This window comes from Enhygromyxa salina (assembly GCF_000737335.2).
Taxonomy (GTDB): domain Bacteria; phylum Myxococcota_A; class Polyangia; order Nannocystales; family Nannocystaceae; genus Plesiocystis; species Plesiocystis salina_C.
Genome location: NZ_JMCC02000018.1, coordinates 1 through 15873, shown reverse-complemented (window position 1 = coordinate 15873; position 15873 = coordinate 1). Strand labels below are relative to the sequence as shown.

Below are 15873 nucleotides of genomic sequence, written 5' to 3'. Positions count from 1 at the left end.
AGAAGTTGCCGGGCGTGGGAGCAGGCAGTTCGGGTTTGGAGTGGCCCGGGTCTGGGACACACGAGGTGGCCCGGAACCCGGCCGCCGCATTGTAGCGGAGTTCGGAGTTTGCGCCGGGCCCCGCAAGGGTAATGCTCGGCCTCGTGGATCTGACTCTCACAGAGCGCAGGAGCATCGAAAGCGTCGAACGCGCGAGCTGGAACGCCCTGGATCACGCGCCATCGCCGTTTTTGGAGTGGGGTTTTCTTCGTGCCCTCGAGGTGTCGGAGTCGGTGGGCGCGGATGCCGGGTGGGATCCGCACTACCTGTTGGTCCAGGGGGAGCTGCCTGCGGCCGGGGGCGCGCTGGAGGCTGCGCAGGAAAACTCCCCTGATCGGGTGGGGGGTCGACAGCCGCAGCTGCTCGGCGCCGTCGCAGCCTACGTCAAAGATCACAGCTACGGCGAGTACATCTTCGATTTTCATTGGGCCCGGGCTTCGACCAACGCCCGGATCCCCTACTACCCCAAGCTGGTGATCGCCGCCCCAGCGACGCCCGCGACCGGTCGGCGGATCCTGCTGCATCCGGCGCTCGACGAGGCCGGTCGACGCGCCGTGACCCAGCGCCTGATCGAAGGCGTCCGGGCGCTCGCCGATGACCGCGAGTGCGCCTCGATCCACTGGTTGTTCATGACCCAAGCCGAGCGCGAGCAGCTGGTCGAGGCCGGCTTCGCCGCCCGCTCGAGCTACCAATTTCACTGGCACAACCGCGGATACGCGGACTTCGACGAGTTTCTTGGCCAGCTGACCTCGCGCAAGCGCAAGCAGATCCGCAAGGAGCGACGGCGGGCGCAGGCGCCGATCGACGCGACCCGCTTCGTCCCCGGCGCCGAGCTCACCGCGTCGCAGCTCGCCGCGCTGGACCGCTTCTACCGACGGACAACCAACCTCTATGGCGGTCGCCAGTACCTGCGTCCCAATTTTTTCCATGCGCTGCTCGAGCTCGCGCCCGAGCGCGTCCAGTTCCTCGAGGCCACCTGCGAGCGCGAGCCGATCGCTGGCGCGCTGTTCTTCGAGACCGAGCAAGGGCTGTACGGGCGCTATTGGGGCTGCGATCGCGAGCTCGAGTTCCTCCACTTCGAGGCGGCCTACTACGCCGGGATCGAGCGCTGCATCGCGCGTGGCACCCCGCTGTTCGAGGCCGGCGCCCAGGGTGAGCACAAGTTGCTGCGAGGATTCCTGCCTGTGATCTGCCATTCGGCTCACTGGCTGCGGCACCCCGGCCTCGACCACGGCGTGCGGGAATTCTTGCGGGAAGAGACCCAGGCGATCACCCACCACGTGCGGGAGCTCCAGAGCTACGGCCCCTACCGCGAACCGTAGGTGGCTTCGCACCGCGCGGTCACTCGCGCATGTGGGGCCTCTGGCGGGGTCCGTCTGGCCGCCGCCGTGGACTCGTGGCATGTTCCCGCCGATGGAACCGGCCACCGCCGCGCTAGACCAACACCTGGCCCGTGGGCTACTTCGCAGCGCGGTCACTTGGCTCGAGCTCGAGTCCGAGGACGGCCGCCGTCACGGCTGGCGAGCCCGGGAGATCGGGGCCATCGCGATCTTGGGCGGCTTCGGTGGTCTGGCAGCGCGTGCCGAGCGGCTGCTCTCGGAGGTCGGTCACGTGCACGCGGGCGACGACGAGCACTCCGCGCTCGATCCCAGCTTGCCCCACGGCGACGAGCTCGCCGAGATGTTCCCGCCCTACTCGTCGGTCTCGGTGCTCAGCCACGCGCGCAAGGCCGCGCCGCCGCACCTCTCGCTCGCGCTGGATCGCCACTTCGACGAGGCCTGGGTCCGCTGCGAAGACGACTCGCAGCGCGAGGAGGTCGTCGCGATCCGGGCGTTGCTCGGCGACTTCGAAGGCGCGCTGACCATGCTCGGGCGCAAGGACTTTCCCCGTGATCGCCAGCTTGGGCCGATGATGGTGATCGCGATCGAGGCGCTGCGCTTGGGCAACCCCTCGCTCACCCGCACGCTGGTGCTCGAAGAGCTCGGCGGCCACGATGGCCTCGCGTGGTGGGTGCCCGTCGCCGCCGGTCTGCTCGGGCGGTTGCCGTGGGACTCGTACCCGCTCCCCGAGAGCTGAGCGCCCGCTTTCGGGCAGCGAACTACGAGTCGTCGTCGGTGGCTCGCCGCTCGACGGCCCCGACGATCGCCCGCGAACCTTTCTTGCCTGAGGTGTCCCGCTCCCAGCTGCGATCGCGCTGGCGCAGCAGCCCGTCGTGGGTCTTGCGAAATCCAACCTCGCACAGCGGGCCCGCGAGCCAGTGGTCGTTGCCAAACTCGTCGTCGATCTTCTCGAGCAACATCGCTTTGCGGCGGCCCTGCTCTTGATGCAGCAGCTCGAGCAGCCCCTCGGCGAGGCCGGTCGCGCAGCGCTCTCGCTCGGCAGCGTCGGGGATCTGCGCGGGGTCGATGAAGCACAGCAAGTGCTTCTCGGTGCGTGACAACCACGCCAGCAGGTGACCATCGAACATGAACACGTGGGCGCCAGCGACCCGCTGGGGCTTGGCTCCGCCCTCGCGCCGGGGCCACGGCAACCCGCCGCCGTACGCGTTCGCGGGGTCGCACGCGCTCGAGATCACGATCGGCGCGGCGTCGACCTGCTCGCGCAGTCGGTCCTCCGCGCCCGGCAACCCAAACTGGGCGCCACCCATGCCCGCGATGAAGTAGCCCCTGCGGATCTTTCCGGCCTGCTCCATGGCCTTGAAGATCGGGTAGTGAGCCGTGAACCCGCCAGCCACACCTGCGCTGCGCACCGCCTCGCGGGTCACAACCCCAAACCGCTCGAGCAGCTGCACGCTCAACGCCGCCGCGCGCTCGGTCTCGCTTGGGCGCGCGACCTCCAGCAATGACCAGCGCCCCTCACTGCCAGCTGGCCCGGCGCGACGGTGCTGCAGCTGCCCATGCAGCGAGGGCCGGCGCCGCGCGAAGCTGCGGCCCTTGGCGCTGGGGCCGGCTCCACGCGCGCGCGAACGCAGCGGCGCGAAGGTGTCGTTGCTCAGCTCGCCGGCCCAGACCATGTCCCACAAGGTGGCCAGCAGCTCGTTGCGAAACCCACCAAGGCCGCGCTCGAGATCCGCGAAGAACATGGCCCCGCGGCGCTCGAGCAGCTCGCGGAGCTTGGCCGCGAGCTCGCCCTCGAGCGGCGCGGTGACCGGCGCGAGCGCGGCGAAGTGTCCGCTCAGGTACAGCGCGACGCGGCCGTCGTCGTTGCCCAGCGCCTCGAAGCCGCGCCATGTCAGCTCCCCGCTCGCGCACAGCTGATCCAACATGCCGGGGTGGAAGCCGCGGATCCTTGCCGGCAGCACCGCGCGCTCGAGATCACCAAATGGGATCGGGACGCCCTGGATCTGCTCGATCGCGGCGACGAGATCGTCGAGCCCCGAGCCCGGGCTGTCGATCCGGTGCCAGTGCGGCAAGAAGCGCGCGTACAGGCGCGGCTCGACGGCCTCGACCGCGGCGCTGAGCTTGGCCAGCGAAGCCCGCTTGAGCCGACGCAGGACCTCGACGTCGCACCACTCGCGCTCGCGCCCGCCGGGCAGGAACTCGCCCTCGAGCAGGCGATCTTGGCGGCGCAAGGACTCGAGCACCGCGACGATCGGGCCAAGCCCAAGACCCAGACGACGCGCGACCTCGCCAGCGATGAACGGGACGTGGGTCCGCGCGTAGCGAGCGACGAGGTCTTCGAGCGGCGCCTCGACCAGCTCGAGGTAGGCCTGCGGCAGACCGATCGGCGGCACCACGCCCAGCGCGTCGCGGTAGCGGCCGGCGTCCTCCGCCGCGATCGCCCGTCGCTCGCCGCCGATCGTCACCTCGACGACGCGCCGCTCTTGGATCAAGCGGTCGACCCAGGCGTCGAGCTCCGCGCGACGCTCGACCTGACAGCGCTCGCGCAGCTCGTCACGCGAGAGCTCGCCGAGCTCGCGCAGGGCGTCGTGAACATGGTCGAGCTCGCGGATCGCTCGCCGCGGATCCAGCCGCTGCAGCAGCAGCTCGACCTCGTCGACCGCGTGACGATCGAGCAGCTCACGCAGCTGCGCGTCACCAAGCAGCTCGCGCAGCTGGGCATAGTCCAGCGCCAGCGCCTGGGCCCGACGCTCGGCCCGGGGCTGATCGTCGTCGTATAAAAAATTCCCGATCCAGGTGAACACCAGCGCGGCCGCGTAGGGCGAGGCGCTGGTGCTCTGGACCTCGCGGACCCGAACCCGGCGATCCGCGACTTGCTGCAACAGCTCGATCAGCGCCGGCAGATCAAACACGTCGCGCAGGCACTCGCGGTAGGTCTCCAAGATGATCGGAAAGCTGCGATAGCGGCTCGCGACCTGCAGAAGATCAGCCGAGCGCTTGCGCTGCATCCACAGCGGCGTGCGCTTGCCGGGCTGCTTGCGCGGCAGCAACAGCGCCCGCGCGGCGTTCTCACGAAACGCCCCAGCGTACAGCGCCGAGCCCGACAGGTTGTCGATCACCAGGCGCTCGACCTCGTCGGGCTCGGGGAAGAACATCGCGGCGGGCGGCGGCTCTTCGACCTCGGGCAAGCGAAACGCCAGCCCGTCATCGGTCCACAGCATGTCGACCTGCACGCCGCTGTGCTCGCGCAGCCGCCCCGCAACCGCCGTCGCCCACGGCGCGTGCACGCGGGCGCCAAACGGCGAGAGCACGGCCACGCGCCAGTCACCGATCTCGTCCATCCAGCGCTCGACCACGATCGTCTTGTCGCTTGGCAGCACGCCGGTGGCCTCGCGCTGATCGTGCAGGTAGTCGACCAAGTTGCGGGCCGCGAGCGGATCGAGGGCGTGCTCGGACTGCAGCACCGCCTCGGCTCGCTCGCGCGGGAGCTTGTCGAGCTTGCGACCCAAGGCCCCGATCGCGCGGCCAAATTCCATCGGCCGACCCGGCCCATCGCCGTGCCAAAACGGCATGCGGCCGGGCTCGCCAGGGGCCGGGACCACGACCACGCGATCCCGGGTGATCTCGACGATCTTCCACGAGCTGGCCCCAAGCACGAACACGTCGCCGGCGCGGGACTCGAACACCATCTCTTCGTCGAGCTCGCCAACCCGGGTGCCCGGGGCCCCGCCTTCGCCAAGCATGAACACGCCGTACAGCCCGCGATCGGGGATCGTGCCCGCGTTCTGTACAGCCAGCCGCTGGGCGCCCTTGCGGGCCGTCACCCGGCCCTCGACGCGATCCCAGATCACCCGCGGGCGCAGCTCCGCGAACTCGCTCGAGGGGTAGCGGCCGGCCAGCATGTCGAGGGTGCTCTCGAACGATCGGCGGCTGAGCTCCGAGAACGGTGCGGCGCCACGAATCAGCTCGAACAGCGCGGTCACGTCCCACTGCTCCGCGACGCCAACCATGGCGACGATGTGCTGCGCGAGCACGTCGAGCGGGTTGCGCGGGTAGAAGGTTGGCTCGACGTGGCCGGCGCGCATGTGCTGGATCACCGCCGCGCAGGCCAGCAGATCGTGGCGGTACTTGGGAATGATCACCCCGCGGGCGACCCCACCCACTTGGTGGCCGGCCCGACCGATCCGCTGCAGACCCGAGGCCACCGAAGGCGGCGCTTCGATCTGGATGACGAGGTCGACGGCGCCCATGTCGATCCCGAGCTCGAGCGAGCTGGTCGCGACGATCGCCGGCAGCTCGCCGCGCTTGAGCCGATCTTCAACGACCGCGCGGGTCTCTTTCGAGAGCGAGCCGTGGTGGGCCAGCGACAATTCCTCGCCCGCCAGCGCGTTGATCGCCTGACTCAGCCGCTCGGCCAGCGAGCGGTTGTTGACGAAGATCATCGTCGAGCGATGCGCACGGATCAGCTCGACCAAGCGCGGGTGGATCGACGGCCAGATCGAGCGCTTCTCCCCGGCGAAGGTCGCCGTCACCGTGCTCGGCTTGGGCCCCGCTGCGACGATCGCTTCGACCTCGGGGACATCGAGCTCGCCGATCCGCGCCATGTCTTCCACGGGGACCTGGACCTCGAGCTCGAGCGCGCGCTTGCGACCGGCGTCGACGATCGTGACCGGGCGCGGGAGCATCGACTCCGGGTCCGCGGGGTTCGGCGTGCAACCGCCGAGCAGCCGGGCGACCTCGTCCAGCGGTCGCTGCGTGGCCGACAAACCAATCCGCTGCAGGGCCGGCGCGGCGGGACCCCGCTCGTGCTCCAAGCGCTCGAGCGACACGAACAGGTGGGCCCCACGCTTGCTCGCTACCATCGAGTGGATCTCGTCGACGATCACCGTGGATACTCCGCGCAAGGTCTCGCGGGCGCGCGAGCTCAGCAGCAGATACAGCGACTCGGGCGTGGTGATCAGGATGTCCGGCGGGTTCCGCAGCATCCGCGCCCGCTCGCCCTGCGGCGTGTCACCGGAGCGAATCCCGACCGAGGGCATGTAGTGCGCTGCGCCCTCGCGCTGCGCGACCGCCCGAATCCCCGCCAGCGGCGCTCGCAGGTTCCGCTCGACGTCGACGCCGAGCGCCTTGAGCGGGGAGATGTACAGGATGTCGACCGACTTGGACTTGGGCTCGCGCTTGGACTTGGGCTCGCGCTTGAACATCAAGCGATCGAGCGCGACCAAGAACGCCGCGAGCGTCTTGCCCGAGCCAGTCGGCGCCAGCAACAGCATCGAGTCGCCGTCGAAGATCGCCGGCCATCCCTTGCGCTGCGCGAGCGTCGGTCGCTCGAACGCAGCCTCGAACCACCCGCGCACCGCCGGGTGGAATTCTCGAAGTGGATCGCGGCCGCTGGACTTCGCGTCTGGCAACCTGCTCAGCTTGCCAGGTCCCGGCCGCGCTCACATCCCGCCAAGGGGATCGTCTTCGTCGTTCTTCGGGCCGTCGAGCTGGTCGTCGTCACCCCGCGACGTGTCCTCTTGGCCGTGCGGATCAACGTTGATCGTCAGGGTGCTCTTGCCCTTGACGAGCTTGGCGTCGTCGCCGGCTTTGACGTCGATCTCTTCGGCCCACTGGACCCGACCGTTGACGCCGTACTCGACGAGCACGGCCGCGCGTGACTCGCCAAGCTCGCGAAAGCTGAGCGTGATCTCGTGGTCCTTGCCCTCGCACTGGATCACGAACACGCCCTGTTCGTCGCTGGCCATCAAGAAGCCCGGGTGCGCGAAGGTGTTGCCGTCACGCGTCAGCGCAACTTTGACGTACGCCGCATGGATCTCGCCCTTGGCGGCTGGGTGCGGCGCGGAGGTGGTCTTGGCCGCCGATGTCGTCGCGGGCAGCAGGATCGCGGGAGCGAGCAGGCACAGACCAATGACAAACCCAAGGCGTCGCACGCCAAGACCCTATGACGACCGTCGTAGACCCGCAACTCAATGATTTAACTGAATAATCTAGCGAGCCACGCGACCGAAGCCCACGCAATTCGGCTTACGTTGATCGAGCCCAGAGTAATGCCTGTCGCCCCGCTGACGCCCGGCTCAGCCGCTCCCGGACCAGGCGGAGATCCACACGATGCCGGCCAATACGGCCGCGATCCCAAGCCATTGCCACCAGTCCAGGCGCTCGCGGAGGTGCACGCGAGCCAGCGCGACCGTCACCAGCGGGAAGCTCGAAGTGAGCACCGCCACGATCGCGAGTTCAGCCGCCGCGATCCCACGACTGGTGCCGAACGCGAAGCCGAGCATGCCGCCAGCGTCGAGCATTGCGACCACGAGCAGCCGGGCGCCGGACCGCGATCGCAGGTCGCTGGCGCCCTCGATCACCCGGCCGCGGGCGAACAGCAAGCTCGGGATCCCGAGCATGACGATCGCAACGACGCGCAGCCCAAACACCGCCCACGCGGGACCGATCGCCTCGCTCGTTGGCCCAAGCACGAAGAACACCCAGCCAAACCCGACCGCCGACAGCAGCGCCCAGCCAACCCCGAGCGCGCGGCCAAGCCGGCGCTGACCGGCTCGTCGTTGGTGCCAACGGGCGCGCCAGGTCTGCCCCGGCGCTGGGTCTTGCTGCTGGGTCGGCGTGGGTGCCTCGATGATCACGCTGCCGCCCACGATCCCCACCACCACCGCGATCGCTCCGGGCACCACGCCCAGCGGCGGCGGCGTCCCGACCAACCACGCGAACCCAAGCGAGAACGCCCCCATCGAGCCCGCGATCGGCGAGACCAACGACAACTTCCCGCGCTCGAAGGCCCGGTACAGACCCACGACCCCGAGCGTGTTGACCACCCCGACGCCGACGACACCGACGAGGCTCCCCGTGCTGACGCCGGTCGGGATTCCGTGCCACGCGAACGCGACGAAGCCCAAGACCAGCGCGGCCGCGACCTGCACGCCAAACATCGCCGCGAACCAACCGTGCTGGTGCGTCAGGCGCTGTGCGAGGTAGTCGCCGGTCCCAAAGCACAGCGCAGCGCCAAGACCACAGGCGATCGCAACGGCGCTCGCGCTCATGCTTGGGCTACATGTTAGCTTCCGCCGATGCCGGCATCCAACCTGCGCGGTCGATCGATCCGCACGCTGGCGTGGCTCGGAGACGCCGAGTTCGAGCGTGAGGTCCGGCTGCGGCTGAGCCAGCGCGGGGACTACCCGACCGACCGCCTCGACAAGCTGCGCGCGCGCATCGTCAACGCCGAGGCCCAGGCCGAGCTGCTCGCCGGGTTGCTCGAGGCCGGAGCGCTGCGCGAGGATGAGCTCAACGTCGTCGGCCGCGCCCGCAACACCAGCGTCCGCGGCAGCGGTCGGGGCGGCCGCAACGTCCGGGCGTATCGAGCCGCGACCGCGCTCGAGGCCTTGATCGCGTGGTGGCTGACCGGCGGCGAGGCCGAGCGCTTCACCCAGCTGATCGCGCCCGCGATCGAAGCGCGGATCGAAGCCATGCTCTGAGGGCCGCCTCTCTGACAGCGGCCGACCTAGCTGCCTCGACCGAGCCGAAACAGTAGACTGCCGGCTTGCGAGCGCTCCGCTGCAATCCTCCCGGCGGGTCCGGGCCGCTGCTCGAGCTCGTCGAGTTGCCCGAGCCGCAGCCGCGCGAAGGCGAGGTGCTGATCGAGGTGCTGGCCGCCCCGATCTCACCGATCGATCGACTGAGCTTGCGCGGTCTGTACCCGCTGCGTCCCGCGAGTGGGATCCCCGGCGCGCAGGGTGTCGGGCTGGTCGTCGAACATGGACAGGGGGTGCGCGAGCCCGAGGTTGGCAGCGTCGTGCTGCTGCCTGTGCGAGTTGGCGCGTGGTGTGAGCGACTGGTGACCCCGGCCGAGACGCTGGTGCCACTCTCGGCGCATCGCGATCCCGTGCGGGCGTGCACCCTGCGGATCGAAGCGCTGACCGCTGCGGTGTTGCTTGCGGATCTCGAGCCCGGCGAGTGCTTCTTGCACTCCCCCGGGGCCGGCTCGGTCGGCCGCTACTTGACCGTGCTCGCGCGAGATCGCGGGCTTCGAAGCGTCGCCCTGGTCGGCACGCGCGAGCCGATCGCCGAGCTATGGGGGCTTGGGGCCGACAACGTGCTGGTCCGTGAACCCGGCGTACAAGCGCGGCTGAGTGCGCTGGGGCTCGGGCTCCCACGCGTTGCTTTTGATGGCAGCGGCGGCGAGACCTCCGGGTTGTTGGGCTCGTGCTTGCGCCTTGGTGGCGAGCTGATCGTCTACGGCGCCGCGAGCCGCAAGCCCGTCCAGTTGCCAGTCGACCAGCTCGTGTTCAAGGACATCCGCGTGCGCGGGTTCTGGCTGCACCGCTGGGCCGAGACCGCCGGCTACGCCCGGATGCGATCCGAACTCGAGGCGCTGGCGGCCATGGATCTGCACGAGCAAGTCGCCGCTCGGTTCAGCTTGGATCAGTGGCCCGCCGCGTTGGCGATGGCCGAGCAACCCGGCCTGCGCGGCCGCGTCGTGTTCACGCCCGCCAAGACTTCCTAGAGCGCCAATCAGTTTGAATTCACGACGCCAGGCACATCTGGGACCGCCCCTGCCGTTGTCGGTCGGCGCTCGCAGTATGCCGGATACAGCTTCGGCCTCCCTCCTAGTCAGGAACGGCCCCAGACGCACCTGACGACGCGACTCCAAACTGATCGGCGCTCTAGCCCAGTGTCTCGAGCGCCCCCGCGAGCGAGCGAAGCGAGTCACCCGCGAAGTGCCAAACCGGCCGCGGGGTCTAAAACGAAGCCCCCTTGTAGGGGGCCACACATGCGGATGCGAACAGCCAGCCCCGAGGAGCGGAGCGACCAGACGCGAAGCGGCTGCAGTCGGCGAAGGGCCAAGGTCTCTGTGGGGGTCAAGAATGGCTAGCGGCGGCCGGGCTTGGTCCCGTTATAGGACTCGTGTGACATCACCTCGACTGGCTGAGGCGCGCCGTCGTCCGTCCGAAACAGGATCCGATAGCGGCGCCCTAACGGAACGCTGACCACGTTTCGATCGTGCTGCAGCCGCTTACCGTTGAACTGATGCCACGGGGCGCCCTTACCGATCTCCTCCAAGATCACCCTGGCCTTGCGTACAAGCCCTTTGTTGGGCAGATGCGCCAGGGGGATCGGGTCTTGCTCGAACGCCTCGCGCCACGCCTCTTTGTCTTCGGCGGGATCGAGCTCGTCTTTAGAGGATGAGCTACTGCCGTTTGAGGCGCCCTCGTTGGCCTTGAGCGCCGCGCAGTGGTGACAAAAACGTCCCTTTCCGTTGTGTCCGCACGGAAAGGTCTTCTTTCTAGACATTAGCGGGACCTCTTGACTGGTTGGTGCCGGTTTTGAGCATGCACAGCATCATTACGCGCAGATTGTCACCTGGCAAACATGCGCCTGTTTCGCGGAGTTGGGGTCGTATGGCGGCAATTATAGCGTGGTCTGAACTACGTTTACAATAACGGCCAAAGAGCCCGATGTGCGCAGCAACTTATGATTCAAGCTCATTTGAGGCCCGCGCTTGGCGCCAACCGCCAAAAGGCGCGTGCGTGAGGTAGTTTTGTGGTTTCCTGATTTGCCGCCAAAATTGGCTGGCTCCTGGGGGTGTCACACGCCGCGCGGCGTACGCATCTGCGTTACCAGCCGCAGGTGCGGCCCTGGTTTTCCTGGCTCAGGTACTCCTGAAGCGGCTCGAAGTACTCGAGCATCGGCCCAGCGTCCATCTTGCGCGTGCCAGCGATCGCCTCGAGCGCGGCGGGCCAGGGCTGGCTGGCACCCATGGCGAGCATGGCCTTGAGCTTCTTCCCGGCCTCCTTGCTGCCGTAGATCGAGCAGGTGTGGAGCGGACCTTCGTGGCCGGCGGCGTCGCACAGCGCCTTGTGAAATTGGAACTGCAAGATCCTCGCGAGGAAGTAGCGAGCGTAGGGCGTGTTGGCGGGGATGTGATACTTCGCGCCGGGGTCGAAGTCGGCCTCGCTGCGTTCGACCGGCGCCGCCACACCCTGGTACTCGTTGCGAAGCTTCCACCACGCGGCGTTGTACTCCTCGGGCTTGATCTCGCCCGAGAACACGCCCCAGCGCCAGCGATCGATCAGCAGACCAAAGGGCAAGAACGCGATCTTCTCGAGCCCGTCCGCGAGCTGCTTGTTGATCACCGCCTTGGGATCTTCGCTGATCTCGGACAGCAGCCCCATGCTCTGCAGGTACGCGGGCGTGACCGAGAGCGCGAGCGTGTCGCCGATGCCTTCGTGGAAGCCGTCGTTGGCCCCGGCCTGAAACAGCATCGGCTTGGTGTAGTAGTTCTGATAGTAGTAGTTGTGCCCGAGCTCATGGTGGATCGTGACGAAGTCCTCCATGTCGATCTTGATGCACATCTTGATGCGCAGATCGTTGTTGTAGTCAACGTCCCACGCGCTCGCGTGACACTGGACGTCGCGGCCCTCGGGCTGGACGAACAACGAGCGCTCCCAGAAGCTGTCCGGCAGCGGGTCCATGCCTAGCGACACGAAGAAGCCCTCGGCGGTCTTGACCATCTTGTGCTCGTCGAACTTGGCCTTCTTCAAGCCCTCGGTCACGTCGATGCTTGGCTGATCCTTGTACGGGATCATGTCGTCATAGATGTTGGGCCACTCTTGCGCCCACAGGTTGCCGACCAGGTGCGCGGGGATCATGCCGTCGGCGGGGACCTTGTCGACGCCGTACTTCTCACCGAGCTTGGCGCGCGCGTGGCAATGCAGCTGGGTGTAGAGCGGCTTGACCTGCTGCCACAGCCGCTCCATCTCGGCCTCGAACTCGGCCGGGGTCATGTCGTAGCCCGAGCGCCACAGCTCGCCGACGTCCTTGTAGCCGATGTCGCGCGCGCCCTCGTTGCCGAGCTCGGCGAAGCGCTGATACAGCGGCCGCATCGGCGGTGCCACCGTCCGCCAGCCCTCCCACGCAGCGAGCAGCTCGTCGTAGTCGTCGCTGCTCGAGATGATCTCCATTGCCTGCCCCATGTCCTTGCAGGCCGGGCCCCTGGGATCGCTGCAGTCACCCCACTTGGCCGAGCCGTACATGCTGTCGAGCTTGGTCGCGGTCTCGGCCAGCTCTTTGCGCTTGGCCGGGTCGTTGGGCGCGGGCAACGTGGTCGCGACCTTGAGCAAGTGGAGTTGGCGGAGCGTGTCCGGGTCGGCCTCGACGCCATCGAACTCGCGCGCGTCCTTGATCGCTTGGCCGATGTAGGCCATCGACTGCTCGCTGGCCGCGGCCACGGCCGCCGCGTGCTCGTCGGTGATGTCGGTCGCGTTGGTCCACGCGGCCTTGGACTCGGCCGTCCACAGCTCGCGCAGCTTGGCGTCGACCTCGGTCACGAACGCCTTGGCCTGCTCGGGGGTGGGCTTGTCGGCGCCCGCGTCGACCGCAGCGGTCTCACCAGACTTGGCGTCGGTCTTGGCCTGGGGGTCGGCCTTGCCGTCGGCCTTGGCGCCAGCCGGTTTCTGGGAGCAGCCGAGCAAGACCAGCGACGAGGCGAGAGCAGCGAGCACGAGCGGGGGGGACGAGGGCTTGCGCATGCGGGGACGCTAACCCACCGATGTGGTGGTTGTCATTGGGTCGAACGCACATCGCGCTGGTGAAACAATGATCCCGTCCGCTGAACCGTCGGCAGACCGCGGTGGAGCTGGAGCACCCTTCGGATGCTGAGGGCAAGCAGTGCGTCCAGCCATGAGTGGCCAGCGCGTTCAATCAAACACTGCGGGATCCAGCTCGACACCGATCGGCGCGTGGTCAGACCCAAGCACGTCCGGCCGAATGAAGGCACCGCGCAAGTACGGCCGCAAGTTCGGCGACGTGAGCACGTAGTCGATGCGCCAGCCGATGTTGCGAGCCCGCGCCGTGCCTCGCTGTGACCACCACGAGTAGTGTCCGGCGCCCGGCTCGAACTCTCGAAAGCTGTCGACCCAGCCCGCCGCCAACCACCGCTCGAGCTCGTCGCGCTCCTCGATCAAGAACCCCGAGGTCTTCTTGTTCTGCTTGGGACGGGCGAGGTCGATCTCGCGGACGGCGGTGTTGAAGTCGCCCATCACCAGCACGCGCTGCCCAGCCTTGCGCCGACGCTGGACCAGATCGAACACCGCCCGATAGAAGTCGAGCTTGTAGGGCACGCGGCTGTTGTCGCGCTCGCGCCCGTTGCCGTTGGGGAAGTAGGCGTTGACGATCGTGAGCCGGCCAAACCGGGCGATCTGTACCCGCCCCTCCGTGTCAAAGCGTGGGATCCCCAGCGCGGGCTCGTGCCGGTCGGGCGCGCGGGCGCAGTACATTCCAACGCCGGCGTAGCCCGGCCGCTCGCCCGCGACCACGTGGGTGTGCCAGTTGTCGGGCTCGCGCAGGTCGTCCGGCAGCTGCTCGTGGCGGGCGCGAACCTCTTGCAGAGCAACGATCTCGGCGCCGCTGCCGTCGAGCCAGCTGCGAAAGCCTTTCTTTGCCACGGCGCGCAGCCCGTTGACGTTCCACGACAAGATCGTGATGGGCTTGGCCGCGCCCAGCGAGCGACGACTGCTCACTCGCTGGATTTCCCGGCGGCCGCGCGACACTTCGCGGACAAGATCGCTTGGATCAGCCCCTCGGGTGGCGCTTTCTTGGGGCGCTGGTTGGGCTGCCCCTCACAGGACTTTGCGGCGGCCCCCTCGGCGTCGTCGCGGGTGCAGGCCCGCACCAGCGCGATCGTGTCGCGGTAGCCTTCGAGGTAGTTGACGCATGGCGGACACAGCTTCAGGTGCAGCTCGAACTCGGCGCGGGAGGGCTCGTCGAGCTCGCGGTCGAGATACGCGAGCAGGAATTCACTGACTTCACGGCAGCTGATGTCGGGCCGATGTCCGTGCACTCCGGCGCGGCAGTGTTCTTCTTCGCTCATGCGTTGGCGGTGAGTTCGAGTTCACGCTCGAGAAGGTTTCGCAGCGCTTGCCGGGCTCGATGCAGGCGGACCTTGACGGTGCCTGGGGTGAGCTCGAGCAGCTCGGCGGTCTCGCTGGTGTCGAGCTCCTCGATGTCGCGCAGGATCAGCACCGTACGATAGTTGTCCGGCAGCTTGTCAATCATCTGCCGGACCTGCTCGCGGGTCTCTGCGCGAGTGGCGAGTTCTTCTATGGTTTGAACCCACGGCTGAGAAAAGTGCTCTGGGTGGCCGTTGGCCGCGAAGCGCGGCAGCAGCTCGCTCACGTCGACGAGCTCGCCATCGCCCTGCTGACCGGCGCGGTGCTTGGCCCGGCGCAAGCGCTGCAGCGCGCCGTTGACCACGATGCGGTGCAGCCACGTCTGAAGCCGGGAGTCAGCCCGAAAGCTGTCGAAATTGCGAAACGCGCTGAGGAACGCTTCTTGGACGATGTCGTCGGCGTCCGCGTCGTTCTTGAGCAAGCGCAGCGCGACCGCGCGAAGCGGACCCACGTGGGCCCGGACCAAGCGCTCGAACGCGCGGTCGTCACCCGCGCGCATGCCCTCGATGATCTCGCGCTCCTCGCTGTCGAGCGAGGGCCCGTTAGCGCCACTTGCGCTCGATGCCGCCTCCGTGCTCACCAAAGCCCAGATACCACGGAAACAAGGCCCGCCTGACTGTTTGGGCGGGCGACGGTGAACCGCCCGCGCACCGCGTCCGCAAACTTTCTTGGGTGGCGCTGTAACTCCACGGCCGCTCGTGCATCCAAGCACCAACGCTACGGGTTCGAGCGAACCCAGGAGTCACCATGAGCCGCACCGACCAAGATGAACGCTACGCAGGACTGGCCACTTTGATGGACAGCTACCTCGACGGAGACCAACAGGCCTTCACCGAGCTCTATCATCGGTTGAGCCCGGCCGTGCGTGCCCAGATCCGCGCCAAGATCAGCAACCCCGCGACCGCCGAAGACCTGCTGCAGACCGCGTTCATGAAGGCCCACGGCGCCCGCGAGCGGTTCGCCGCGCCGGCCGGTGCCAATCCAGATCGCGCCGTCGCCGTCTGGTACTCGACGATCGCTCGCAACGCCACCATCGACCACTTGCGCAAGATCTACCGCGAGCGCGCGGTCAAGCTCGACACCGCCGGGGACGACACTTCCGAGCTGCTCGACTCGATGCGCGACCCCACCCTCGACATCGAGGCGATCGCGGTCGAGCAAGAGCGGCAGATCGGCCTCGCTGGCCGCATTCGCCAGGCGCTCGCGGGGCTGCCTCCGTCGCAGCGCGAGGTCGTCACCCTGCACAAGATCGAGGGCAAGAGCATGGCCCAGATCAGCACCGAGCTTGGCGTCCGCGAGGGCACGCTGCGCGTCCGCGCACACCGCGGATACAAGGCCCTCACCGAGTTGCTCGAGGGCTACCGCAGCCAGGCCGCCGCGCCTGCCCAAGTGTGATCCCAGTATTCATGAAACCCAGCTTGTCCCAAGATGCCCCATGAGCCCCGCTCGGGGCTGCTCGAGCCGGGTCGCGTTCGGCTGGTCCTCCCTGGGCAGCGAACTGTTTTCAGCTCGGGCGAGGGCTTCTCGCCCGCTTGCGG

General features: G+C 68.0%; 13 protein-coding genes. 5 read left to right on the top strand and 8 right to left on the bottom strand.

What is annotated here, in order from left to right:
• Nucleotides 1–143 precede the first annotated feature (143 nt).
• Together DB30_RS08705 and DB30_RS08700 are read left to right on the top strand one after the other, a co-directional pair.
• Entirely contained in the window at nucleotides 144–1361 is a 1218-nt protein-coding gene (locus DB30_RS08705) for a GNAT family N-acetyltransferase (RefSeq protein WP_240480191.1), read from the top strand.
• Nucleotides 1362–1452: 91 nt separating this feature from the next.
• On the top strand, nucleotides 1453–2115 hold the full coding sequence (locus DB30_RS08700) for a hypothetical protein (RefSeq protein ID WP_146658314.1): 663 nt from the start codon (nucleotides 1453–1455) through the stop codon (nucleotides 2113–2115).
• Nucleotides 2116–2137: 22 nt separating this feature from the next.
• On the opposite strand, the gene DB30_RS08695 is transcribed toward DB30_RS08700, so the two are convergent.
• The 3 genes from DB30_RS08695 to DB30_RS08685 form a co-directional block, all read right to left on the bottom strand.
• On the bottom strand, nucleotides 2138–6790 hold the full coding sequence (locus tag DB30_RS08695; protein ID WP_052547711.1) for an Lhr family ATP-dependent helicase: 4653 nt from the start codon (nucleotides 6788–6790) through the stop codon (nucleotides 2138–2140).
• 30 nt (nucleotides 6791–6820) lie between these two features.
• Nucleotides 6821–7312 (bottom strand): hypothetical protein, encoded by a 492-nt coding sequence (locus DB30_RS08690; protein WP_052547708.1) that lies wholly within the window; start codon nucleotides 7310–7312, stop codon nucleotides 6821–6823.
• Nucleotides 7313–7456: 144 nt separating this feature from the next.
• Nucleotides 7457–8431 carry a DMT family transporter gene (locus DB30_RS08685; RefSeq protein WP_052547706.1) on the bottom strand — a complete coding sequence of 325 codons (975 nt, stop codon included), beginning with the start codon at nucleotides 8429–8431 and terminating at the stop codon, nucleotides 7457–7459.
• A 27-nt stretch (nucleotides 8432–8458) separates the two neighbouring features.
• Here DB30_RS08685 and DB30_RS08680 point away from each other — a divergent pair, with 27 nt between their 5' ends.
• A complete protein-coding gene (locus DB30_RS08680) occupies nucleotides 8459–8863 on the top strand; it encodes a ribonuclease III domain-containing protein (protein WP_052547704.1) in 405 nt (134 codons plus the stop codon).
• A gap of 65 nt (nucleotides 8864–8928) precedes the next feature.
• Nucleotides 8929–9891, top strand: coding sequence for a zinc-binding dehydrogenase (locus tag DB30_RS08675; RefSeq protein WP_052547703.1), 963 nt, complete (start codon nucleotides 8929–8931; stop codon nucleotides 9889–9891).
• Nucleotides 9892–10256: 365 nt separating this feature from the next.
• On the opposite strand, the gene DB30_RS08670 is transcribed toward DB30_RS08675, so the two are convergent.
• From DB30_RS08670 to DB30_RS08650, 5 genes are all read right to left on the bottom strand, one after another.
• Nucleotides 10257–10679, bottom strand: coding sequence for a DUF7682 family zinc-binding protein (locus tag DB30_RS08670; RefSeq protein WP_052547701.1), 423 nt, complete (start codon nucleotides 10677–10679; stop codon nucleotides 10257–10259).
• A gap of 323 nt (nucleotides 10680–11002) precedes the next feature.
• On the bottom strand, nucleotides 11003–12916 hold the full coding sequence (locus DB30_RS08665; protein ID WP_052547698.1) for a M2 family metallopeptidase: 1914 nt from the start codon (nucleotides 12914–12916) through the stop codon (nucleotides 11003–11005).
• A 168-nt stretch (nucleotides 12917–13084) separates the two neighbouring features.
• Complete coding sequence (locus DB30_RS08660) at nucleotides 13085–13870, bottom strand: exodeoxyribonuclease III (RefSeq protein WP_052547831.1); 786 nt, start codon at nucleotides 13868–13870, stop codon at nucleotides 13085–13087.
• Between the two features lie 32 nt (nucleotides 13871–13902).
• On the bottom strand, nucleotides 13903–14256 hold the full coding sequence (locus DB30_RS08655; RefSeq protein ID WP_052547697.1) for an anti-sigma factor family protein: 354 nt from the start codon (nucleotides 14254–14256) through the stop codon (nucleotides 13903–13905).
• Nucleotides 14253–14915, bottom strand: a complete 663-nt coding sequence (locus DB30_RS08650; protein WP_205632942.1) for a sigma-70 family RNA polymerase sigma factor — start codon at nucleotides 14913–14915, stop codon at nucleotides 14253–14255. The genes DB30_RS08655 and DB30_RS08650 overlap by 4 nt, the downstream gene beginning before the upstream one ends.
• Nucleotides 14916–15082: 167 nt before the next feature.
• Between DB30_RS08650 and DB30_RS08645 the strand changes: the two genes are divergently transcribed.
• Entirely contained in the window at nucleotides 15083–15730 is a 648-nt protein-coding gene (locus DB30_RS08645; RefSeq protein ID WP_052547695.1) for an RNA polymerase sigma factor, read from the top strand.
• Nucleotides 15731–15873: the final 143 nt, after the last annotated feature.

Bases quoted from the DNA above. Each gene is read 5' to 3' on its own strand.
- DB30_RS08700 (WP_146658314.1), top strand. From the start codon at position 1,453: ATGGAACCGGCCACCGCCGCGCTAGACCAACACCTGGCCCGTGGGCTA.
- DB30_RS08685 (WP_052547706.1), bottom strand. From the start codon at position 8,431: ATGAGCGCGAGCGCCGTTGCGATCGCCTGTGGTCTTGGCGCTGCGCTG.
- DB30_RS08680 (WP_052547704.1), top strand. From the start codon at position 8,459: ATGCCGGCATCCAACCTGCGCGGTCGATCGATCCGCACGCTGGCGTGG.
- DB30_RS08670 (WP_052547701.1), bottom strand. From the start codon at position 10,679: ATGTCTAGAAAGAAGACCTTTCCGTGCGGACACAACGGAAAGGGACGT.
- DB30_RS08665 (WP_052547698.1), bottom strand. From the start codon at position 12,916: ATGCGCAAGCCCTCGTCCCCCCCGCTCGTGCTCGCTGCTCTCGCCTCG.
- DB30_RS08655 (WP_052547697.1), bottom strand. From the start codon at position 14,256: ATGAGCGAAGAAGAACACTGCCGCGCCGGAGTGCACGGACATCGGCCC.
- DB30_RS08645 (WP_052547695.1), top strand. From the start codon at position 15,083: ATGAGCCGCACCGACCAAGATGAACGCTACGCAGGACTGGCCACTTTG.